This is a genomic window from Aureibaculum sp. 2308TA14-22, from assembly GCF_040538665.1.
GTDB lineage: Bacteria > Bacteroidota > Bacteroidia > Flavobacteriales > Flavobacteriaceae > Aureibaculum.
This window is the reverse complement of the sequence record NZ_JBEWXT010000001.1, coordinates 2622622-2644890: the sequence shown is the minus strand read 5'-3', so window position 1 is coordinate 2644890 and position 22269 is coordinate 2622622. Positions and strand designations below refer to the sequence as shown.

General features: G+C 33.9%; 21 protein-coding genes. 3 read left to right on the top strand and 18 right to left on the bottom strand.

Features of this window, described 5'->3' with window-relative positions:
- Window positions 1–2: 2 nt before the first annotated feature.
- The 8 genes from pabB to U5A88_RS11830 all read right to left on the bottom strand — a co-directional run bounded on the left by pabB (window position 3) and on the right by U5A88_RS11830 (window position 5792).
- Window positions 3–1295, bottom strand: coding sequence for an aminodeoxychorismate synthase component I (gene pabB / locus U5A88_RS11865; protein ID WP_354206705.1), 1293 nt, complete (start codon window positions 1293–1295; stop codon window positions 3–5).
- Window positions 1296–1302: 7 nt separating this feature from the next.
- Window positions 1303–1752, bottom strand: a complete 450-nt coding sequence (locus U5A88_RS11860; protein ID WP_354206703.1) for a YybH family protein — start codon at window positions 1750–1752, stop codon at window positions 1303–1305.
- Window positions 1753–1769: 17 nt separating this feature from the next.
- Complete coding sequence (gene lpdA, locus U5A88_RS11855) at window positions 1770–3176, bottom strand: dihydrolipoyl dehydrogenase (RefSeq protein ID WP_354206701.1); 1407 nt, start codon at window positions 3174–3176, stop codon at window positions 1770–1772.
- A 61-nt stretch (window positions 3177–3237) separates the two neighbouring features.
- Entirely contained in the window at window positions 3238–4137 is a 900-nt protein-coding gene (locus tag U5A88_RS11850; protein WP_354206697.1) for a TIGR01777 family oxidoreductase, read from the bottom strand.
- Window positions 4134–4475 (bottom strand): hypothetical protein, encoded by a 342-nt coding sequence (locus tag U5A88_RS11845; RefSeq protein WP_354206695.1) that lies wholly within the window; start codon window positions 4473–4475, stop codon window positions 4134–4136. The genes U5A88_RS11850 and U5A88_RS11845 overlap by 4 nt, the downstream gene beginning before the upstream one ends.
- A 10-nt stretch (window positions 4476–4485) precedes the next feature.
- Complete coding sequence (locus U5A88_RS11840) at window positions 4486–4881, bottom strand: hypothetical protein (RefSeq protein WP_354206693.1); 396 nt, start codon at window positions 4879–4881, stop codon at window positions 4486–4488.
- A gap of 2 nt (window positions 4882–4883) precedes the next feature.
- Complete coding sequence (locus U5A88_RS11835) at window positions 4884–5237, bottom strand: hypothetical protein (RefSeq protein ID WP_354206691.1); 354 nt, start codon at window positions 5235–5237, stop codon at window positions 4884–4886.
- 51 nt (window positions 5238–5288) lie between these two features.
- Complete coding sequence (locus tag U5A88_RS11830; RefSeq protein WP_354206690.1) at window positions 5289–5792, bottom strand: GbsR/MarR family transcriptional regulator; 504 nt, start codon at window positions 5790–5792, stop codon at window positions 5289–5291.
- A gap of 123 nt (window positions 5793–5915) precedes the next feature.
- Between U5A88_RS11830 and U5A88_RS11825 the strand changes: the two genes are divergently transcribed.
- Window positions 5916–7166, top strand: coding sequence for a glycosyltransferase (locus U5A88_RS11825; RefSeq protein ID WP_354206688.1), 1251 nt, complete (start codon window positions 5916–5918; stop codon window positions 7164–7166).
- Here the strand turns inward: U5A88_RS11825 and U5A88_RS11820 are convergent.
- The 3 genes from U5A88_RS11820 to purE form a co-directional block, all read right to left on the bottom strand.
- On the bottom strand, window positions 7148–8362 hold the full coding sequence (locus U5A88_RS11820; protein ID WP_354206686.1) for a carboxypeptidase-like regulatory domain-containing protein: 1215 nt from the start codon (window positions 8360–8362) through the stop codon (window positions 7148–7150). The two genes, U5A88_RS11825 and U5A88_RS11820, sit on opposite strands and share 19 nt — an antisense overlap.
- A gap of 54 nt (window positions 8363–8416) precedes the next feature.
- Window positions 8417–10471: a M3 family metallopeptidase gene (locus U5A88_RS11815; RefSeq protein ID WP_354206684.1), complete on the bottom strand. Its 2055-nt coding sequence runs from the start codon at window positions 10469–10471 to the stop codon at window positions 8417–8419.
- A 148-nt stretch (window positions 10472–10619) separates the two neighbouring features.
- Complete coding sequence (purE, locus tag U5A88_RS11810) at window positions 10620–11105, bottom strand: 5-(carboxyamino)imidazole ribonucleotide mutase (protein ID WP_354206682.1); 486 nt, start codon at window positions 11103–11105, stop codon at window positions 10620–10622.
- Window positions 11106–11202: 97 nt separating this feature from the next.
- Here purE and U5A88_RS11805 point away from each other — a divergent pair, with 97 nt between their 5' ends.
- Complete coding sequence (locus tag U5A88_RS11805) at window positions 11203–12729, top strand: GH3 auxin-responsive promoter family protein (protein ID WP_354206680.1); 1527 nt, start codon at window positions 11203–11205, stop codon at window positions 12727–12729.
- Window positions 12730–13040: 311 nt separating this feature from the next.
- Window positions 13041–13610: a sigma-70 family RNA polymerase sigma factor gene (locus U5A88_RS11800; RefSeq protein WP_354206678.1), complete on the top strand. Its 570-nt coding sequence runs from the start codon at window positions 13041–13043 to the stop codon at window positions 13608–13610.
- On the opposite strand, the gene U5A88_RS11795 is transcribed toward U5A88_RS11800, so the two are convergent.
- The 7 genes from U5A88_RS11795 to U5A88_RS11765 form a co-directional block, all read right to left on the bottom strand.
- Complete coding sequence (locus tag U5A88_RS11795; RefSeq protein WP_354206677.1) at window positions 13607–14521, bottom strand: C1 family peptidase; 915 nt, start codon at window positions 14519–14521, stop codon at window positions 13607–13609. The two genes, U5A88_RS11800 and U5A88_RS11795, sit on opposite strands and share 4 nt — an antisense overlap.
- A 162-nt stretch (window positions 14522–14683) precedes the next feature.
- On the bottom strand, window positions 14684–15661 hold the full coding sequence (locus U5A88_RS11790) for a polyprenyl synthetase family protein (RefSeq protein ID WP_354206675.1): 978 nt from the start codon (window positions 15659–15661) through the stop codon (window positions 14684–14686).
- Window positions 15662–15713: 52 nt separating this feature from the next.
- On the bottom strand, window positions 15714–17834 hold the full coding sequence (locus tag U5A88_RS11785; RefSeq protein ID WP_354206673.1) for a glutamine--tRNA ligase/YqeY domain fusion protein: 2121 nt from the start codon (window positions 17832–17834) through the stop codon (window positions 15714–15716).
- Window positions 17835–17897: 63 nt separating this feature from the next.
- Window positions 17898–19247: a magnesium transporter gene (gene mgtE / locus U5A88_RS11780; RefSeq protein ID WP_354206671.1), complete on the bottom strand. Its 1350-nt coding sequence runs from the start codon at window positions 19245–19247 to the stop codon at window positions 17898–17900.
- Entirely contained in the window at window positions 19237–20013 is a 777-nt protein-coding gene (gene rsmA / locus U5A88_RS11775) for a 16S rRNA (adenine(1518)-N(6)/adenine(1519)-N(6))-dimethyltransferase RsmA (RefSeq protein WP_354206670.1), read from the bottom strand. The genes mgtE and rsmA overlap by 11 nt, the downstream gene beginning before the upstream one ends.
- A gap of 9 nt (window positions 20014–20022) precedes the next feature.
- A complete protein-coding gene (locus U5A88_RS11770) occupies window positions 20023–20352 on the bottom strand; it encodes a DUF4286 family protein (protein WP_354206668.1) in 330 nt (109 codons plus the stop codon).
- Between the two features lie 101 nt (window positions 20353–20453).
- Window positions 20454–22238, bottom strand: coding sequence for a tetratricopeptide repeat protein (locus U5A88_RS11765; protein WP_354206666.1), 1785 nt, complete (start codon window positions 22236–22238; stop codon window positions 20454–20456).
- Window positions 22239–22269 lie beyond the last annotated feature (31 nt).

Genomic DNA, 22269 nt, shown 5'->3' with positions numbered 1-22269 from the left:
AATTAGCTTTTCAACGCCTTTTTCATCGCAATAGCCTTTAACAAACATTCTTCATATTCTTTCTCAGGATCGGATTTCGCAGTAATAGCACCACCAACTGAATAAGATAAATAGTTGTTACTTTCGTTATATAAAATACTTCTGATAACTACATTAAAATCGAAATCACCATCAGGTGTAAAATAACCGATTGCTCCAGAATAAACACCACGTTTGGTTGCTTCTAATTTTTCAATAATTTGCATTGCCGATAGTTTGGGAGCCCCAGTCATACTACCCATGGGGAATAAACTTTTTATAATGGCAACGCCATCGGTTTTTACTTCAACTTCTGCACTAATTGTCGAAATCAATTGATGTACTTGATCAAAGGAATATACTTTACATAATTCTTCAACTTTTACTGAACCTTTTATTGCAGTTTTAGATAAGTCGTTACGTACCAAATCGACTATCATAATATTTTCAGAACGTTCTTTTGGGTCATTTGATAATGCCAAAGCGAGTTTTTTGTCCGCTTTTTTATCCGTCAATCTTTTGGCAGTTCCTTTTATAGGTTGAGAAATAATTTTATTCCCTTCCTTCTTTACAAAGCGTTCTGGGGAAGCAGAAATTACAAATTTATCTTTGAATTTTATAAAACTGGCAAAAGGCGGATTAGAAATTTCGTTTAAATGATGATAGACTTGTAAAGGATTTATAATAGTATTTTCCGCATAAAATTCTTGACAAAAATTAACTTCGTAAATATCACCTCTACGAATATGTTCTAAAACTTTATCTAATTGTTTTAAGTATTGCTTTTTTGTTATTCTCTTTTTGATTTTAACATCAGACTGATTCAAAGCGTTGGAAGTTTTATCAATTTTCTCAATACTCTTTAAATCTTCATCAACCTCGTCCTTAAACATTTTCAAATACTGAACATCCAGCACATCATCTTTAAAAAAGAACAGTTTTTTAGGTTGAAAAAAACAGAGGCCTGGAAAGTGTAAACCATCGAGGTTTTCTGAAGTCAGATTTTCGGTATCGTTCTTCAAATCATAGCTTAAATAACCAAATATAAAATCGTTGCTTTGATTTTTGTAGGATTTTAACTTATTGAAAGCATCCTTGTAACTACAATTCAATTCGGTATGAGCATCAACTGCAAGTACTGCATCGTAGTTTGAGTAGTGTTGTGGATAATTGTTACTGTCGAGCCAAGTAAACTCATCAAATTGTTGAGCCCAAATCAACACTTTTTCCTTAAACTCAGCAGGATTTTGAAGTTTTATTTTTTTTGAAAATCGCAAATATATCTTATGAAGAATGATCAGCTATTATCTTCCATTTTCCATCAATCTTTTTTAAGATAATGGAAAAATATCCACTTGCATCTCCAATGGTTCTTTTAAGGTTGTATTTTCCAATTACAAGAAAAGCATCTACTGCTAATTCTTTAAATTCTAATAAGTCGAACTTTAAAGTGCCCATATGCTCTTTGGTTGGATATCCTTTTTTATAGTTGTCCAAGGTCTGTTGCCAACCATAGGTTAAGCCATTTTTGCCTATAAAAACCAAACTATCGGATTTGATATAGCTTCCCATAAAAGCCTCTACATTACCATCACTCCAATGCTTAGCATCTTGATTTAGCATCTGAGTAATTTCTTTTACAGAAGTGGCATAGTTAGAAGACGTGGCTTTTGTACTCTTACAAGCAGTAAGAGATATTACCATCAGTAATGCAATTGTTATAAAAAATTTCATCTTCTATTGTTTTAAAATTAGCTATGCAACGCCCTCTTATCAGTAGCATCCAATGCTGCTTCTTTAACTGCTTCTGCATAGGTTGGGTGGGCATGACTCATTCTCGCTATATCTTCAGCTGATGCCCTAAATTCCATAGCAACAACTGCTTCTGCAATTAAGTCCGCTACTCTTGCCCCGCACATATGTACACCTAGCACCTCATCGGTTTTTGCATCTGCCAATATTTTTACAAATCCGTCAATATCACCACTCGCTCTTGATCTACCCAAAGCACGCATGGAGAATTGTCCTTTTTTATAGTCAACTCCAGCTTCGTTAAGTTCCTCTTCCGTTTTTCCAACTGCAGCAACTTCGGGCCAAGTATAAACAACACCGGGAATTAAATCATAATCGATATGTGGTTTTTGTCCTGCCAATGTTTCGGCCACAAAAACACCTTCTTCTTCAGCCTTATGAGCCAACATAGCTCCTTTAATTACATCGCCAATGGCATAAATATTTGAGACATTAGTTTGCAAATGATCGTTAACTTCAATTTGACCTCTATCATTGGCTTTTACACCCGCTTTATCAAGGTTTAATCCGTCCGTGTATGGTCTTCTACCTACTGAAACCAAACAATAATCCCCTTTAAATTCAACAGGATTTCCTTTTTTATCATCAGCGGTAATAGTAACTTCTTTTGCTCCTGCTTTTACAGCAGTAACTTTATGCTTGGTGTAGAACTTTACACCTTGTTTTTTGAGTACTTTTTGTAATTCTTTAGATAAAGCAGCGTCCATAGTTGGGATGATTCTATCCATATATTCTATAACAGAAACTTCGGCACCTAATCTACGATATACTTGTCCGAGTTCTAGTCCGATAACACCACCACCAATTACGACCATGTGCTTGGGGATTTCGGTCAGGCTTAATGCTTCGGTAGATGTTATTACACGTTTTTTATCCAGTTTGATAAAAGGTAATGTTGAGGGTTTTGAACCGGTAGCAATGATGGTGTTTTTGGCTTCAATGGTTTCTTTTTTGCCATCTGATTTTTTGACATTTATATGTGTTGCATCCACAAAAGAACCCAAGCCATGATAAACCGTGATTTTATTTTTATCCATTAAGTATTTAATACCGCTTGTGTTGGTGTCAACTACACTTTTCTTACGGTCAATCATCTTTTTAAGATTGGCTTTGATTTCACCAGAAATTTCAACGCCGTGTTCCTCAAAATGTGTAATAGCATCATGATAATGATGCGAAGAGTCTAGCAATGCTTTTGAAGGGATACAACCTACATTTAAACAGGTGCCACCAAGGGTATCGTATTTTTCGATGATGGCAGTTTTCATGCCTAATTGTGCACAGCGAATGGCAGCAACATATCCCCCAGGACCAGAACCAATAATGGCTACATCATAATTACTCATAAATTTATTTTATTTTATTACCGCAAAAATAACGATAATATGTGTAATTGAATAACGTGTTTTAATTTAATAAATTGGACATGGTGTTTTCTATTGTTGGATGGTTAAAAACGAAACCAGATCCCAATAATCTTTCTGGAATTACATTCCTACTTTTTAAAACCAATTCGGTTTCGGTACCGATAATTTTTGCACCTATTTCTAGTAGCCAACTCGGGTGAGAAATTCCAAGAGGCATACCCATTTCTTTTCGGATGACATTCATTAAGGTTTTATTAATTGTTGGATTTGGAGCTGTCACATTAAAAATTCCATTGAGCTCATTATGGTTTAGAATAAACTCAATAGCTCTTGCAAAATCTTCTTCATGAATAAAACTTACTTTTTGATTGCCGTTACCTTGTTTACCTCCTAGGCCAAATTTCGCCAATGTTTTTAATGGGATAAACGCTCCACCGTTTTTCCCTAACACTATGGAGGTTCGTAAAATCACTTTTCTTGTTTCTGGAGCCTTAAATTCATTAAATGCTTTTTCCCAAGATTTAGCTATGTTCATAGAAAAGTCAATGCCGACTTCACCATTTTTCTCGGTCATTTCTTTATCTAAAGAATGACGATAAATAGTTGCTGTTGAAGCGTTCATCCAGACCTTTGGTGGTCGCTCACATTGCTGAATGGCCTTGCCCAAAACTTGTGTGGAATCAATACGCGAATCGTAAATTTCTTTTTTGTTCTTATCCGTGTAACGGCAATCGACCGATTTTCCCGAAAGGTTGATAAGAACTTCAATCCTTTCCAATTCGTTTGTCCATTTTCCAATGGTTTTGGCATCCCAAAAAATGTGATTTTCTTTTTTCGGATTACGAGTTAATATTTTTACTGCATACCCAATTTTGGTAAAATGATTTTCTAAAACTTGACCTAGGAAACCGCTGCCTCCAGCTATTATAATTGTTTTCATAATTTTTGAACTTGATAGGTTAGAAATACAAAATAAGTTGCAATTAACATGGGGATTATTTGTACAATTATCATTGAATAAAAATGATTAACACTAAAATCTGATATGATTATGATTGCTGTTATATCTAGAATAACAATAGCCCAATATGTTTTTAGATAATTTTGATGTATTGTACTAAAATTTTGATAATAGACTATCAATATGATTCCTAAAAAGAGCTGAATAATCCCTAAAAAGAAAGAAGCTATCATTCCATACATTACAAATTTAATGCTAGCATAAAGACCTATTGTTATGAGAAGAGCTGCAAGGTTTATATAGTGTAAAGTTTTCATGATTATGGTTTTACAAGTTTTCAGGTTTTGAAATCTCAATTGGTTTATGATTGGCCTTTTTCCTGCCTTTTAAGAATAGAAGTAGGTTTAGAAATAACATAACCCCCAAGTAAATTGAGAATCCACCGATTTTCTTGCTTAAAATCTCAATTAAAGCTTGGTTACTAATGTTCGTAGTCCCGTAATATGTTATCTTTAATATTAACAATGCCCATCCAATATTAATAAGATAAAACCCAATTTCGAATAGTTTGTTTGTAGCTAATGCAATTTCTGCATTCCCTCTAAAAATATCCATCATAAAAGATTTTCCATTTTTGAATAACATCTTAGATACATAAATTGTCAATCCGATAGCAATAGGTAAGTAAATTAAATAGCCGATAATAATTTTTGAATTTTCCATAATTATTGATTTAAAAGATTTGTTTTTTGTATTTGTTTGAGCCAGAATATATTGTTGTAATGTAAAATGGCGAGTATTAAAATCAGTTTGCCGAGGGTAAATGTTAATGAATTAATTAACTCTACTTCAGTTTTTATTTTTGCCCAATAGGATATTGTAATTATTGCATAACCTAGATTGACGAGGTAATAACCCATTAATAGAATTTTATTGATTCGTTGAACCAGAACTTTATCATTGTTAAAAAGGTTTGCTAAAAAGAGTTTTCCATTTTTATATAAAGACCAACCCGTTTTAATAGTGATTAAACTGATGATTGGTAAATAGACACTATATGCAATAAGATTCAAGTTCATTTTAAATTTTTAAACTTTCAGAAAATATTGAAAGTAAAGTTTAATTTTTTTTTATTTAATAAGTTTAAACAAAGATTTTGTCAACCAATTTTGTTCTTGATTTACCAATTTATTTAACATCTTGTCCGCATTTTCGGTCAGATCGTGCAAGGCTTTTGTTTGTTTTATCAGTTCTTTGGTTTTTGCGGTTTTATCGTCTTTAATACTTGAAACTTCTTTTAACACTTTGATTACGGGCTGAATTTCCCTCCTACTTCTTTCTTTGGCAATTTGCCTAGCCAGTTCCTGTACGTCTTTTTCCGTTGTAAAATACTCTTTCCGTTCACCGGGAATAATTTCCTTGGTTACTATGCCCCAATCCATTAATTGTCGTAAATTCATACTCGTATTACCTCTGGATATCTGTAATTCTTCCATAATATCTTCCATAGAAAGTGGTTTGGTAGAAACAAAAAGCAAAGCCTGTATCATGGCCATGGCTTTGTTTATACCCCACATAGTACCTAAGCTTCCCCAAGTACTGATAAATTTTTCTTTTGCTTCTTGATATTCCATTTCAATAGTATTAACGATGCAAATATACGATTATTTTTAAACTTTCAATAATTATTGAAAGTTTATTTTTGTACATTTTCTAAAAAATGGAGTTAAGAGTAATCAATTTTATATTTTAGCAGAATGCAAAAAGTACTATGTATCGGATTGGTTTTTCCAGAATCGGCTTCCACGGCAGCTGGAAGTAGAATGCTGCAATTATTGCATTTTTTTTTGGAGCAGAACTATCAAATCACTTTTGCTAGTGCGGCACAACAAACTGATTATGTTGATGATTTAGAAAGTTTAGGAATTGACAAAGTTTCTATTGAACTGAACAATGCTAACTTTGATGATTTTATTAAAGATTTGCATCCAGAAATTGTCGTTTTTGACCGCTTTATAACTGAAGAACAATTCGGGTGGAGGGTTGCTGAAAACTGTCCTAACGCCATTCGGATTTTAGATACAGAAGATTTGCATTGTCTGAGGCAGGGAAGATTTGAGGCTTTTAAAGAAGATAAAGAATTTGAATTAGAACAACTCAATAAACTAAATATTACCAAACGTGAAATCGCCTGTATTTACCGTTGCGATCTGTCGCTGATAATTTCTCCTTTTGAATATAATCTGCTCGTTGAACATTTTAAAATTCCCAAAGCTATTTTGACGGAATTGCCATTTATGTTAGATGAAATCCCAGATAAAGCAATTGAGCAAAAACGATTTTTTGAACAACGGCAAGATTTTATAAGCATTGGCAATTTTAAACACGAACCCAATTGGCAATCTGTATTGTATTTAAAGAAAACCATTTGGCCATTGATTCGTAAGCAATTGCCTAGCGTAAATTTATTGATTTACGGAGCGTATCCCTCACAAAAAGTAACAGATTTACATAACGAAAAAGAAGGCTTTATTGTAAAGGGTAGGGTGGAAGACGCTCATGAAGTTATTGCTAACGCAAAGGTTTTGCTTGCACCATTGAAATTTGGAGCAGGACTCAAAGGTAAGCACATTGATGCTATGCTTAATGGAACACCATCAGTAACAACTACCATAGGGGCAGAGGGTATGCACAATAATTTACCTTGGAGTGGATTTATTGCCGATAAACCCAAAGCATTTGCCGATAAAGCCGTTCAGTTGTTTAATGATAAAGCTATTTGGCTACATGCACAGCAAAATGGAATTGAAATTATCAATACTATTTATCCAAAAAAACAATTAGCAGAAAAATTGAATAATAAGATTCATCAAATTAAACAAGGTTTAGAAGCTCATAGAGCCCAAAATTTTGTAGGGAGTATGTTGCAACATCATTCGTTGATGAGTACCAAGTATCTTTCTAAGTGGATTGAGGAAAAGGAGAGCAATCATTCTTCTGGTGGTTGATAATCTAAAGGCAACATATCTGCAAAAGATTCAAATGCCCAATAGCCTTCGTTAAAAATAGCATGCGGAGATGCCAAAATTCCAGATTTACCTATCTCGACCTTATCAATTAATAAAACAATGTTTGAGGTTTGTACGCCTGATGCTTTTTTTTGCTTTCCAAACATTCCAATCAGATAATTTCTTTCTTCAGGCTCTTTGGTGTAAATGATAGATAAATGATCTTTAAAATTTAAAATAGGCTTTCCGTTTTCAAGTGTTATTATATCCTTATAAGAAACGTTCTTTTTGTACAGGTAATCTCTATACTTTGGTTTTCTGCTTTCTTTCAATATGACTAAAGCACTATCCAAAGCTGTTTTTGGTTCTGTAAATTTTGTATTGAAATTTATGGGTTTTTTGTACAATTTAATTACTTCTCTAGCCTTTTTTATATCTTTAGTAGAAGGTAGGTCGGGGTTTGGAACACGTTTAAACTGATTGACAACAAATCCATCTTTTTTTAGGTTTTCGGTAATTAAACCACGCAGAAAATGCATTCGGGATCCATTAAATGCTGTCAATCTATTTTTGGCCCATTTTTTCTTTACAGGTTTTTTTAAGTTTTTATATTGAGCGTAACCACTAAAAAACATTTTTTCATTACCAAGTGAAAAATCAACCAAATCATAAGTTATAAGATAACCTAATCCTTTATGTTTTATTTTTAGTGGTTCTCTTGCAGATGCTATCAGTGTTTTAGTTTTAAAATTATATTCAAAATGTAGCACTTTAGGGTTTAAAATAGAACAAGTTAAAGCTAGTTTTGACCTCCCTAAAAAAGCTCTTTTAAAACGAGATAAATTGTAATACCAATCGTCATCATATTTCGTTTTTTGTACAATAACTTCATCGAGAATATTTGTTCCAGGTATTAATCTTATAGTTAATGGTGTTGTCAATTTTAATTCAGATACCTTGTATTGAGCCGTTTTATATCCTAAAAAGGAAATAATTAACTCATGATTTTTGTTGGGTATTGTTAACTGAAATTTACCATTTTGGCCTGTAGTAGTACCAATAGTAGTGTTATTTAAATATACCGTAGCATCTTCTAACGGAGTGTTTTTTTCTGATAAAACAATCCCATTAATTACATGTTGAGCATGTACTGAAATTGTAAAGGAAAAAAGTAAAAATAGGATATACCTATGCATAAAAAATTAAATATTTTTAGTTGTAAATGGCACCTACTATTTCATAACCCATATCTATTGCGAAGGGTTACCAACTGGCAAAAGCCCCGCCCTCTTCAACAGAGCCTCATTGCTGGGTTCATTACCTCTAAATCGCTTGTATAAATCCATAGGCTTGTCTGTACCACCTTTAGATAATACATTCTCTAAAAGTTTAGTTGCCGTTTCTTTGTTAAAAATTCCCGTTTCTTTAAAATATTCAAAAGCATCGGCATCCAACACTTCTGCCCATTTGTAAGAATAATATCCACTAGAATAACCACCTTGAAAAATATGTGAAAAAGCCGTGCTCATACAATTTTCGGCAACATCAGGGTACAATTGTGTGCCTTCAAAAGCTTTAAGTTCATATTCTTTTACACTTTTTATAGTATCTGGCGACTCGCCAGCACCATGCCATTGCATGTCCAGCAGCCCAAAACTAAGCTGGCGTAAGGTTTGCATCCCTTCCATAAAGTTTGATGAATCTTTTATTTTCTGAACTAATTCCATGGGGATAGGTGCATTGGTTTCATAATGTTTTGCAAATAAATCTAAAGCCTCTCTTTCGTAACACCAGTTTTCTAATAATTGACTGGGGAGTTCTACAAAATCCCAATACACACTCGTGCCAGATAGGCTTGGATAAACTGTGTCAGCTAACATACCATGCAGAGCATGCCCAAACTCATGAAACAAAGTTGTAACTTCATTAAAAGTTAATAGTGAAGGCTTGGTCTCCGTAGGTTTTGTAAAATTGCAGACAATGGAAATATGCGGTCTGGAATTGTCATTATCTTTTTTCCATTGACTTTTATAGGAAGTCATCCAAGCACCATTACGTTTGCCTTTTCTTGGGAAGAAATCAGCATAAAAAACGGAAATAAAATCGCCTGTTGAATTAAAAACTTCATAGGTTTTGACATCTTTATGGTATTTGTCAATCGTATCGACTTCATTGAATTGTAGTCCAAAAAGTTTATGGGCAATGGTAAACGCACCATTTATTACATTTTCCAATTTAAAATAAGGTTTTAATGCTTCCTGATCTAAATCGAATAATTGTTTTTTTAGCTTTTCGGTATAATAAGCACCATCCCATTTTTGCAGTTGCTCAATACCGTCTTTTTTAGCAAAATTGGTTAATTGTTTAAATTCCCTTTCGGCAGCCGGTTTTGCTTTTTCCAATAAATCATTGGAGAAGGACAACACTTTTTCAGGTGTTTCTGCCATACGTTCTTCCAATACAAAATGGGCGTGAGTTTTATAACCTAGTAAATTAGCACGATCGTGACGGAGTTTGACAATGTCTAATACAATTTGCTCGTTATTGTTCTCGTTGTTTTGAAAAGCCCTAGCTCCAAAAGCCTTAGCTAATTTTTCTCTTAAGGCTCTATCATCGGCATAGGTCATAAAAGGAATATAACTTGGGTAATCTAGGGTAATTACCCATCCTTCTAATTTTTTCTCTTTAGCAGTCATTTTTGCTGTTTCTTTTGCTCCGTCTGGCAACCCTTTGAGTTGATTTTCATCCGTTAAATGCATTTGAAAAGCATTGGTTTCTGCCAATACGTTTTCGCCAAATTGCAAGGATAATTTTGACAATTTCATATCAATTTCCCTCAATTTGGTTTTATCGTTATCATTTAAATTTGCACCGTTCCTGGAAAAACCCTTGTATTTTTTATCTAAAAGTGTTTCTTGTTCAACGGTTAATTCTAAATTACCCTTATCATCATAAACCGCTTTTACACGTTTAAATAATTTTTCATTCAACCGGATATCGTTTGAAAACTCGGATAACATCGGTGAAACTTCCTGAGCAATTTTTTGGATTTCATCATTGGTCTCTGCCGAGTTAAGGTTAAAGAATATGGAAGACAATCTGTCCAAGGTATAACCCGAAAAATCTAAGGCTTCTATGGTGTTTTTAAAAGTTGGAGCTTCAGGATTATCTGTTATTTCATCAATCTCCGCTTTGGCCTTTTTTATAGCTTCCTCAAAAGCAGGTTTAAAATGCTCATTTTTTAGTTGTGAAAATGGAGCTGTTGTATGTGGGGTATTGAATTGTTCTAAAAGTGGATTATTCATTGTTTTATTATGTTGCAATTCATTGAATTAGACTTGTCATTCAGAGCCTTTCGACTGTCGCTCAAGACAGGCTAAAGCGAAGAATCTTTTTATTCTAGTTGAATTCATGAGATTCCTCGGACCTCAGAATGACATGTAAACCTGAAATTCATTTCTTCAAATCTTCGGAAGCTTTATTTACTTTCTTCTTCAACTCTTCCTTATACTCAATAATGGTTTGCTGTACTTCTTTATCACTACTTCCCAAGATTTGTGCGGCTAATATTCCAGCGTTTTTTGCTCCGTTTAGGGCAACTGTAGCAACAGGAACACCTCCTGGCATTTGAAGAATAGATAAAACAGAATCCCAACCATCTATGGAATTGCTCGATTTTACGGGTACACCAATAACGGGTAACGGACTCATAGAAGCGACCATTCCAGGCAAATGTGCAGCACCTCCTGCACCAGCAATAATTACCTGTATGCCACGGTTATGAGCATTGTTGGCATAATCATATAATTTATCGGGAGTTCTGTGTGCAGAAACAATATCGATTTCAGTATCTATGTTAAATTCGTGAAGAATTGTAATCGCATCTTGCATCACAGGCATGTCAGAATTGCTACCCATTATAATCCCTACTTTAGCCATAATTTGGTGTTTTTGAATTTCAATACGAAGAATATTCGTACTTTTATTGTCCAAAGATAGTGTTATCGTTATTAAACATCAAATAGAAATTTAGAAAATGTTACCTTTATTTAACACGGTTGTTTCTTGGTTTTTAAAAAAGAGAAAGCATCAAATGGAGCTTTTTCTAAAATACCCTATTGATGTCCAGCACGAACTGTTGATACGTTTGGTAGATACGGCTAAAAACACGGAGTTTGGCAAGCATTACAACTTTGCTACTATTTATGATTATGAAAGCTTTAGAGAGCAAGTTCCCGTTCAACAATACGAAACTTTTGAACCTTTAATTGAACGTGCTAGAAAGGGTGAACAAAACCTTTTTTGGCCAACGCACATTCAATGGTTTGCAAAATCTAGCGGTACTACCAATGCAAAAAGTAAGTTTATTCCCGTAAGTAACGAGGCATTAGAGAACTGTCATTTAAAGGCAGGTAAGGACATGTTGGCCTTGTACATTAACAATAATGAGGATGCTGGTTTGTTTAACGGACGTGGTCTGCGTTTGGGTGGCAGTAGTGATATTTACGAGGATAACAATACGTATTTTGGAGATTTATCCGCCATAATTATTGAAAATATGCCTTTTTGGGCCGATTTTAGTTCCGCACCAAAAACCGAAACCGCTTTGATGAGTGAATGGGAAACAAAAATGGAGGCAATTGTTAATGAGACCATAAACGAAAATATTACCAGTTTGGTTGGTGTACCTTCGTGGATGTTGGTATTGTTAAATGCGGTGTTGGAAAAAACGGATAAGAACAATATTTTGGAGGTCTGGCCAAATTTAGAAGTCTATTTTCATGGTGGTGTAAATTTTAATCCCTATCGCGAACAGTACAAAAAACTGATTCCGAAAAAAGATTTTAAATATTACGAAACCTATAATGCATCTGAAGGTTTTTTTGCCCTACAAGATGAAAACAATTCATTAGACCTATTATTAATGTTGGATTATGGTATTTTTTACGAATTTATACCCATGTCCGAATTTAACGGTGAAGATTCCACCGCCATTCCGTTGGAAGAAGTGCAATTGGGTGTAAATTATGCCATTGTCATTACCACAAATGCGGGACTATGGCGTTATTTAATTGGCGATACGGTTAAGTTTGTTTCGCTTGACCCTTATCGGATACGGATTACGGGAAGAACCAAACATTTTATAAATGTTTTTGGCGAGGAACTGATTATTGAAAATGCCGAAGAAGCATTGAAACAAGTTTGTGAAAAGACGGGTAGTTTGATTATGGAATATACCGTGGCCCCTATTTTTATGGACGGTAAAAAACAGGGTTCGCATGAATGGATGATCGAATTTAAAAAAACACCAAAAAGTATTGATTATTTTACAGAACTATTGGACAATGCCCTAAAGGCTATTAATTCCGATTACGAGGCCAAGCGTTATAATGATATGACCCTGGAAATGCCAAAAGTCCACGCTGCAGAAAAAGGATTGTTCTACAAATGGCTAAAGTTAAAAAATAAATTGGGCGGACAGCATAAAGTACCAAGGCTCTCCAACAGTAGGGATTTTATGGAAGAATTGTTAGAAATTTCAGTTTCAAAGAAATTTGCCTAAAACTGCATCTTTTTTTACCGTTTTACGTCTTATGGGTGTAATTGAAATTTAATTTAAAACAACTATTATGAAAAATACAACATGTACTTGCAACTGCGAAGGATGTAAAAATGGAACTTGTGCCAATTGTACTTGCGAAAATTGTAGCTGTTCTGGTTGTAATTGTTAATCGCAGAAGAAATTTAATTGGAATAACGAAAATCCTCCCCTTTTTTCAAGGGGAGGTGCCGTCCCGATAGCTATCGGGAGGCGGAGGGGTTTTTATGTGATTAAAACTTAATTTTCAAAAGAAATAAAATTGAGAAGACCTAATGAAAGAAACGAATACAATTTGGAAAACCTACTCAGATGATGTACAGCGTTTTATTCTTTCCAAAACCAAGGACGAAACGATTACGGACGATTTGTTGCAAGAAATCTTTATAAAAGTACATACCAAAATTTCCAATGTACAGGATCTTACTAAAATAAAATCGTGGTTATTTACAGTAGCAAATAATACCGTCATGGATTATTTTAGAGCGACCAAAAAAAATCATGTTACGCTTGATGACAATATTGCAAAAAAAGATATTGAAGATTTCGACAATCAAACTGCTGACTTTTATGAACATACCGAACATGATTGTTTGTACGGAATTGTTAAAAGCTTGGATAAAAAATATAGAGACCCTTTGTTTATGTCGGACATACAAGGCTATAAACAACAGGAAATAGCTGAAATTTTAAAGTTGCCATTGCCAACTGTAAAATCGCAAATACAGCGAGCCAGGAAAATGATTGCTCAAGGCTTTATGGATTGTTGCGGTTACCAATTAAATGAAAAAGGTAAATTGGTTGGAGAAATTAAAAGTAAAGAAGACTGTAAAGTCTGTAGTTAACTACTTGCAGGAACTTCATCTTCAGCAACCCAAGCTTCACATAAAATTTTGAAATCAGAGTCAGCGTCCAAAACTTCTTGAAAAGCTTTGTAGTCTATCCATACAAACCCGTTATTGCCCCAGCTGGTCCCCCAAGAATTTACTACTTTAAACGCATTTTTTGTATCATTATAACCAACAACCAACATGGCATGTGCTCCGTCAGCGGTTTCAAATTCTCGGTAAACGGCATCTCCATTAGCATCTATTTTTCCAAAATGATTTCTATCAATAGAAATAGCAATGACTATAGGTTGATTATTATTTAAGAAAGCCTTAGCTTGATCAAATAACGTACTGCCATCCAAATAAGAAAATGAAGTTATTTTATTCTCTTCTGCTAGGTTAACTTGTGTTTCAGTGGGTTGTATGTCACACTCATTTTCATTGTAAGGCATTTCGTTTAGCGTAACTATTCCTGTATCAAAAATAAGCTCTAAGGCACTTGGTATTTGAGAGCCACTGCTGCAATCTGCTACTTTAATTTGATTGTAAATAAATGCGGGACTCAATAAATTATTAGGGTTTGGAATACCGCTATTGGTGTCTTCAACATTTTCTTGATACCCTTTAAGATAATAACCAGTTGCCCAAGCAACACATGAGCCTTGTTTACCTTGATTGCCAACAGGTGGTAAAAAAGAGGAAAGATCAACTGATTCTGGAAATTCCGATGGAATATCAATAGTTGCTTTGTTGCCTGTAGTCGGTTCCGAAAATCCATAACAAAATGAACCTTCTGCTCCAAAATTTTGATTTTCTGGATCTATAATAAACTCGCTATCGTCATTTATTTCATTATTTCCTGAAAATTCTAAGTCATTACAATTTAAACAAATTGTTGCTAAAAACAAAAACATGATTTTTCGCATAAGAATATTTTTAATTTAGTAAAGGATGTTTCTTTTCTTAGCAGCAATTGATGGAAAGGCATCAATTTTCATTCCAAATTATTAAAAAAACGAATTATTTTTTAGAAAATTGATAATTTTTATTTCTAGGTGAAGCTACTGTTGCAAAAGTGCGGGAGTTAATCATATCTTCCTTTCTATCACATAATTAACCATTTCGGTTAACGATTTTTTATATTCAGAATCAGGGTACGAATTTAAAATAGACATAGCTTCTTCGTGATAATCTTTCATTTTTTGGATGGTATATTCAATACCACCATTATCCTTTACAAAGGCGATAACTTCTTTTACACGTTTTTTATCCTTGTTTTTATTTTTAACTGAATTGATGAGCCATTTTTTATTTCGCTCAGAGCAATTGTTCAACGTGTAAATTAGCGGTAAGGTCATTTTTTGTTCTTTGATGTCTATACCAGTTGGCTTACCAATTTTTGCTTCAGAATAATCAAAAAGATCATCTTTTATTTGAAAAGCTATACCTATAATTTCGCCAAACTTTCGCATTTTTTGAACTTCTTCCTGTGTAGCATTTACGGATGTGGCACCAATACCGCAACAAGCAGCAATTAATGTTGCTGTTTTTTGGCGGATAATTTCAAAATAGACATCCTCTGTTATATCTAATTTTCTGGCTTTTTCGATCTGTAACAGTTCGCCTTCGCTCATTTCACGTACAGCTACAGAAATTAGTTTTAAAATGTCAAAATCACCATGATCTATAGAAAGTAAAACACCTTTTGATAATAAAAAATCGCCAACCAAAACCGCAATTTTATTTTTCCATAAAGCGTTAATCGAGAAAAATCCACGACGTCGGTTACTGTCATCTACCACATCATCGTGCACCAAAGTTGCCGTATGAATCAATTCAATACATGAAGCCCCACGGTAAGTACGGTCGTTAACCTTACCACCAGAAACCATTTTAGCCACCAGAAAAACAAACATAGGCCGCATTTGTTTGCCTTTTCTATTGATTATAAAGTGAGTAATTCTGTTTAATAAAGGGACATTAGAAATCATAGAAGCTTTGAATTTATCTTCAAAGAATTCCATTTCCGCTTTAATGGGAAGCTTTATTTGTTCTATGATTTTCATCGAAACATTAATTGTGATAGCATTGGTAGAAATTAAATCTTAAATTCCAGATTTACTCATTTAAAACAAGTTTTAATCGCTCAGAAATGGTTGAGTTTTTTTCTTCTACTTCCATTTTTTTTAGAAGTGTGATAAATTTATATTTAAAATCACGATTATTATTAATAAAATCTACTGCTTGATATCGAACATAAGAATTTTTCATTTTTAAGGCATAACCTATAAATTCTGTCACTGTATCAGAATATTCCTTGTTCAAACGCACTAAAATATTTGATTTATTGAAGGTAATTAAATAAGTAAAATATTCTTTATTGCTAATGGCAGTTTTCAAAACATCAAGCAAGTCTTGTAATTCAACATTTTTGCTTAATTCAGACATCTGATCTAATAAATCTAATCTCTGATTTTTCTCTTTTGACTTTAAATATTTGCTAGAAAGAGCTAATAAATCATCAATATTTTTATTAGTTATAGGTTTTTCACTTTTGTCTTTTTGTTCTATTTTCGCCCAACTATCATTTAAAGGTACAGTTCTATTAAACACTAAATGCTCAGCCGTACTATCATCATCCACACAAAAATAGCCTAAACGTTGAAATTGGAACCTGTCCAAAACTTTTGCCGATTGTAAACTCGGTTCTACAAAAGCATTTATAACTTCCAATGAATTTGGATTGATAAACTCTTTAAAATCTTTGTCTTTATGACTATCTGGAGCTTCATCACTAAATAGCCTGTCATACAATCGTACTTCGGCTTTCACCGCATGAGGTACAGAGACCCAATGCAAAGTGCCTTTCACTTTACGTTTGCTTTCTTCTGTGCCGCTACCACTTTTGCTCAACGGATCGTAATTGCAATGTATTTCGGTTATTTCGCCGTTTTCATCTTTTACAACAGATTCCGCTTTTATGATATATGCATTTTTTAATCGTACTTCTTTACCTAATTTTAGCCGGAAGAACTTTTTATTAGCTTCTTCTCTAAAGTCTTCTTTTTCAATAAATAGTTCCCTTGAAAAAGGAACTTCTCTACTACCAAAACCCTCTGCATAGTCATTGTATGATGCATCAATAAATTCTTCTTTTCCTTCTGGATAATTGGTAATCACTACCTTTATAGGATTCAATACTGCCATAACACGAGGTGCAGTTTTGTTCAAATCGTCTTTGATGCAAAATTCCAATAAAGCTACATCAGTAACATTATCACGTTTCGATATTCCTGAAACTTCGCTAAATTGTTTAATAGCATTTGGTGTATAGCCTCTTCTTCGCAATCCAGAAATAGTAGGCATTCTAGGGTCATCCCAGCCATTTACATGACCCTCTTCTACCAATTGTAAGAGTTTACGTTTGCTCATTACGGTATAGCTCAAATTTCGACGGGCAAATTCACGTTGTTTTGGACGTAAATCATCACCAGAACACACTTGATCTAAACACCAATCATAAAGTGGTCTATGGCTTTTAAATTCCAGCGTACATAACGAATGCGAAATTTGCTCGATATAATCTGATTGTCCATGAGCCCAATCGTACATTGGGTAAATGCTCCATATAGTTCCGGTTCTATGATGCTTTTTATTCAAAACACGATATAAAATGGGGTCACGCATGTGCATGTTTGGAGATGTCATATCTATCTTTGCACGTAACACATGGGAACCTTCTGGAAATTCACCATTTTTCATTTTTTCGAAAAGTGCTAAGTTATCTTCAATAGGTCTGTCTCTGTTCGGACTGTTAGTTCCGGCTTCAGTTGGTGTACCTTTTTGTTCCGCTATTGTAGCAGAAGATTGGTCATCAACATAAGCTGAACCTTTTTTTATCAATTCTATAGCCCAATCATACAATTGCTGAAAATAATCTGAAGAATACAATTCATTTGCCCACTGAAAGCCTAACCATTGTATATCTTTTTTTATAGCATCTACATATTCCTGTTCCTCTTTGGCGGGATTGGTATCATCAAAACGTAGGTTTACTGGAGCGTTATAGGTTAGCCCCAACCCAAAATTCAAACAAATGGATGCAGCGTGGCCAATGTGCAGATACCCATTAGGCTCTGGCGGAAACCGAAAACGCAATTTGTCTTTATCAAGACCATTTGCCAAATCTTCTTCTACAATTTGTTCTAAAAAATTAAGCGATTTTTTTTCTTCAGACATTAATTAGAATTTGAAGAGCAAAAATAATGAAAAATAAGTGATGCAGCTTCTTTTTATTAGTTCTTAAAACCCAAGCATAAGCTTTGCGATATAAAAGAAAAGGAAAATGCCAAAAATATCATTACTGGTAGTAATAAACGGACCTGTAGCAATGGCAGGGTCAACACCTCTTTTGTTTAAAATTATTGGGACAAAAGTACCCACCAAGGCGGCAACAATAATTACACACATCATAGAAATTGCAATGGTAATGCTAAAACGTATTTCAAGTTGCATGAAAAAACCTGCAATAATTACCAATATGCCCAACACTACACCACTTATTAAACTCAATCCAACTTCTTTTAAGAGCCTATTTAGTAAACTTCCTTTTACGTTATCATTAGCTAGACCCTGTACAATAATTGCTGAAGATTGTACACCTACATTTCCTGCCATGGCAGCAATTAAAGGTGTAAAAAAGAAAAGTTCTTTGTATTTTGATAGTGCATTTTCAAAACCTTCCATTATTACAACAGATCCCAAACCGCCAATAAGACCTAAAATCAACCAGGGCAAACGAGCTTTTGAGAGTTCAAAAATACTATCATCGGCCTCAACTTCTTGCGTAATACCCGCGGCTAACTGATAATCTTTGTCTGCTTCTTCTTTTAAAACGTCAACAATATCATCAATAGTAATTCTTCCTAATAGTGTATTGTCATCATCAACAACAGGCACGGCCTCTAAATCGTATTTGGCCATAACTTTTGCAACTTCTTCATCATCATCATTTACATGTACTGAATCAACATTTGAAATATAAATATCCGCTATTTTTTGTTCATTTTTAGCGGTGATTAAATCTCGTAAAGAAAGACGACCAATCAATTGCTCTTCCTTATTGACCACGTAAATGGAGTGTACCCTCTTTACGTCTTTGGCCTGGCCCCTGATTCTTCGTAAACATCCGGCAACGGTCCAAGTTTCATAAACCTTGACCAGTTCCTTGGCCATTAAACCACCTGCAGTATCTTTTTCATAGTTTAAAAGCTCTTCAATTTCAGATTTATGTTCTTCATCTTCAATCTTTGAAATCACTTTTTCTTGACGCTCCTCGGGAAGTTCGGCAACCATATCGGCGGCATCATCGGTATCGAGTTCCTCTAATTCTTTGGCAATCTCTTTCGCTGAAAGGTTTTTTAGCACTTTTTCACGATCATCTTCGTCCATTTCCACCAAAATGTCGGAAGTCAGCTCACTATCCAGTAATTTAATAATGTAGGTGGCCTCATCTAGCGTTAGATCCTCGAGCAATTCGGCAATATCGGCGTGATGCTCATCTGCCAACAAACCCAAAATAGCCTTGTCATCTTGATTTAAGATAAGCTTTTGAATTTGTTCGATTAGTTCATCTGTAATTTCAAATGGCATCTTTGGCTATGCTTTTAGTAAGATTTATAAACTCTTGAACAGATAATTGTTCAGGGCGTTTGGCAAATATAGTATCTTCTCTTAATTTATCTGATAAATTCAATGATTTTAAACTGTTACGGATGGTTTTTCTTCGCTGGTTAAAAGCGGTTTTTACTACCTTGAAAAATAATTTTTCATCTACGGGCAGTGCATAATTTTCCTTACGTATCAATCTGATGACCCCCGAATCTACTTTTGGTGACGGATTAAAAACACTTGGTGGAACAGTAAATAAATATTCGGCATCATAAAATGCTTGTGTTAATACAGATAATATTCCATAGGCTTTACTTCCTGGTTTTTCAGCAATACGTTGAGCAACTTCCTTTTGAAACATACCACATAATTCAGGAATCTGATTTCTATTTTCTAATGTTTTAAAAACAATTTGCGAAGATATATTATATGGAAAATTACCTATGATGGCAAACTGTGTGTCAGCAAATAGCGTACTGATGTCTGTTTTTAAAAAATCTTTTGAAATGATTCGGCTTGCTAAATTGAGATAATGGGCTTCTAGATATTCTACCGATTCTGAATCAATTTCAATAACATAGGTTGTTAGGTCTTTTTGGAGTAAATATTTGGTCAGTACGCCCATTCCAGGACCTATTTCTAAAACGGTATCGTATTTGGTTTCGGTAAGTGTATCAGCAATTTTTTTTGCTATGTTTTCATCTTTTAAAAAGTGTTGGCCTAAATGTTTTTTTGCTCTTACCGACATTAATACATTTTACGATTTAATAAAATTTTTAACGTGATTAACCACTTTTAATTCTGTTCTAAAAGCGACAAACTTATTGCCAAATAATTTAACAGCCTCTTGTCTAAGCTGATCTGCATTTTCTTTATAATATCTCTCTAAGGTTTCTTTATCCTCAGTGGTATATTGCACAGAATAGGTAACACCGCCCATATCTTCTTCTACCATTACCTGACACATTTTTGCCTCAAAAAACTTACCGGTGTCCAGCATTTGGGGTATATGTTCGTTCTGCATCCAATTGAGCCATTTTAGCTCTACGGATTCGTCAATATTTACGGTTACGTTATAGATGTACATATGTTAAAAAATTCAATTATTAAAATTCTAAATTCCAATTACCGGAATCATTGGAATTTGTTATTTGTCCCGATAACTATCGGGATTGAGATTTATCAACATCAGTTGATTATGTCTCCTCTTAACTTCCTAAATTGTTTTCTTGCCTCAACCAAAAATATGCTATTTGGGTATTCAAAAATAATCTTTTGGTACATTTCTTTGGCTTTATCAGGTTTGTTGAGGTAGTTTTTGTAAAGTTCCGCTAACTTAAAATAGGAATTGTCCACTAAAATGCCCGTTTTATCAAATTCAATGAGCTGCAAATAGTTAGCTTCGGCCAAATCGTACTTTTTAATTTTAGTATATATTTTTGCTTGTTTGTATAGGGCTTCGTCTTCAATGGCTCCACCTTTAAATTTCTTTAGCACAATATCTAGGCTGTCAATTGCAGATTTATTTTTGTTTTGATACGCCAATACATCTGCCTTGGCATACATTTTAAGAGCAGTATGCAGCGTGTCGCCAACAATATTGTCAGAAATTAATAAATGCAACTCCAATGCATCATTTGCAATTAATTGAGAAGTTGACTTTTTCAACACTTTAAGTTGTGATAATGCCCACTTAAAATCGCCCTTAAAATAAGAAGTCTGTGCTACTTTAAAACGTGCCGTTTGTGCCAATGTACTGTTTTTTAAGTCCGTTTGAACTTGTGAGTAATTAATCAGAGCTTCGTTAAACCTGTTGGTGTAAACCAAAACATCTCCTAGCTTTAGTTTAAAATCACCATGTTGATAATCAGAAGTTGTTTGGGTTAAAGCCTCTTTTAAAATGGATATTGCTTTTTCAGGCTCATCTTTGGTAAATGTCAAAAAATCGGCATAGGCCATTTGTAATTCCAAGGTTGAGTTGGTACGACCATATACAGAAAACAATTCTTGAAATTTTTCTTCTATAGCTTCAACTTCCTTCTTGGTTGATGCCAATTTTGTGGCCACTTCCAATAAATAAGAATTGGCATTTAAAATTAGATTTGGGTCTTTAGTATTTTCTAAAATATAGGTAAATGCTTCTTTTGCTGTAGTGTAATCCTCATCATAAAAAGCAATATCACCCAATTCAATTATCCTTGACAGTGTATCCTCATTTCTTTTGTATAGAGCTTTCTCTTGAATCAAGGCTTTATTGTATTCTTTTTGCTGAGTGTAGAGCCAGCTTAATAATTTATTCCATGAGTTGTTCGGATTTTTTTGAAGTCTTTTTAAAACTAGTTTTTTAAATAGTTTGTTGTTTGAGTCTTCACTATCTTCAGTTATAAATCTACCTGTATATCGTTGTACGGTTGAATAGTACTGTTCATTCTTTGCTACTAGATTTAAGTAACTGTCAAACATATTTTCAATATCCGCTTTTTCACCATAAAGATAAGCTACGTTAAGATCAAAATTTAATTTAGGATTAAGGGCCATTGCTTTTTTGTAAGATTGCAAAGCATAATCAATTAAATGATTTTGCTCAAAAGCACGACCTATACCACTTCCTTGAAATGGATCATCTTCAATAATTTTCAGAGCTTTTTGATAATACGTTTTGGCTTCTTCTGTTTTATCTTGCAGTTGTAAATTATAACCAATTTCTACCCATAAATTATTTTGTCTTCTAAATTTTTTTTGATGTTGGCTCAATAATTTAGAAGCTACTTCAAATTTTTCAAGTGCTTGATAAGAGGAGAGTAATCGTTTAAAATAGTCTTGCCTTACATCATTTTTCTGATATAGTTTTTTGTAGATTGCTGCGGCCTGAACATAGTCGCCACGTTCAAAATACATGTTAGCCAAATTTGCATTTTGTGCAATACAAAATGAAGATATTAAAAAAAACAGTACAATAATCTTAGATGACATGTCGTTATAGCTTTTGTCGAAATTTATTTGA

Bases quoted from the DNA above. Each gene is read 5' to 3' on its own strand.
- U5A88_RS11770 (WP_354206668.1), bottom strand. From the start codon at position 20,352: ATGTACATCTATAACGTAACCGTAAATATTGACGAATCCGTAGAGCTA.
- U5A88_RS11790 (WP_354206675.1), bottom strand. From the start codon at position 15,661: ATGAAAATCATAGAACAAATAAAGCTTCCCATTAAAGCGGAAATGGAA.
- U5A88_RS11805 (WP_354206680.1), top strand. From the start codon at position 11,203: ATGTTACCTTTATTTAACACGGTTGTTTCTTGGTTTTTAAAAAAGAGA.
- purE (WP_354206682.1), bottom strand. From the start codon at position 11,105: ATGGCTAAAGTAGGGATTATAATGGGTAGCAATTCTGACATGCCTGTG.
- U5A88_RS11845 (WP_354206695.1), bottom strand. From the start codon at position 4,475: ATGAAAACTTTACACTATATAAACCTTGCAGCTCTTCTCATAACAATA.
- U5A88_RS11840 (WP_354206693.1), bottom strand. From the start codon at position 4,881: ATGGAAAATTCAAAAATTATTATCGGCTATTTAATTTACTTACCTATT.
- U5A88_RS11850 (WP_354206697.1), bottom strand. From the start codon at position 4,137: ATGAAAACAATTATAATAGCTGGAGGCAGCGGTTTCCTAGGTCAAGTT.
- rsmA (WP_354206670.1), bottom strand. From the start codon at position 20,013: ATGTCGGTAAGAGCAAAAAAACATTTAGGCCAACACTTTTTAAAAGAT.
- U5A88_RS11765 (WP_354206666.1), bottom strand. From the start codon at position 22,238: ATGTCATCTAAGATTATTGTACTGTTTTTTTTAATATCTTCATTTTGT.
- U5A88_RS11825 (WP_354206688.1), top strand. From the start codon at position 5,916: ATGCAAAAAGTACTATGTATCGGATTGGTTTTTCCAGAATCGGCTTCC.
- U5A88_RS11860 (WP_354206703.1), bottom strand. From the start codon at position 1,752: ATGAAATTTTTTATAACAATTGCATTACTGATGGTAATATCTCTTACT.
- U5A88_RS11815 (WP_354206684.1), bottom strand. From the start codon at position 10,471: ATGAATAATCCACTTTTAGAACAATTCAATACCCCACATACAACAGCT.
- mgtE (WP_354206671.1), bottom strand. From the start codon at position 19,247: ATGCCATTTGAAATTACAGATGAACTAATCGAACAAATTCAAAAGCTT.
- U5A88_RS11795 (WP_354206677.1), bottom strand. From the start codon at position 14,521: ATGCGAAAAATCATGTTTTTGTTTTTAGCAACAATTTGTTTAAATTGT.
- lpdA (WP_354206701.1), bottom strand. From the start codon at position 3,176: ATGAGTAATTATGATGTAGCCATTATTGGTTCTGGTCCTGGGGGATAT.
- U5A88_RS11830 (WP_354206690.1), bottom strand. From the start codon at position 5,792: ATGGAATATCAAGAAGCAAAAGAAAAATTTATCAGTACTTGGGGAAGC.
- U5A88_RS11820 (WP_354206686.1), bottom strand. From the start codon at position 8,362: ATGCATAGGTATATCCTATTTTTACTTTTTTCCTTTACAATTTCAGTA.
- U5A88_RS11835 (WP_354206691.1), bottom strand. From the start codon at position 5,237: ATGAACTTGAATCTTATTGCATATAGTGTCTATTTACCAATCATCAGT.
- U5A88_RS11800 (WP_354206678.1), top strand. From the start codon at position 13,041: ATGAAAGAAACGAATACAATTTGGAAAACCTACTCAGATGATGTACAG.
- U5A88_RS11785 (WP_354206673.1), bottom strand. From the start codon at position 17,834: ATGTCTGAAGAAAAAAAATCGCTTAATTTTTTAGAACAAATTGTAGAA.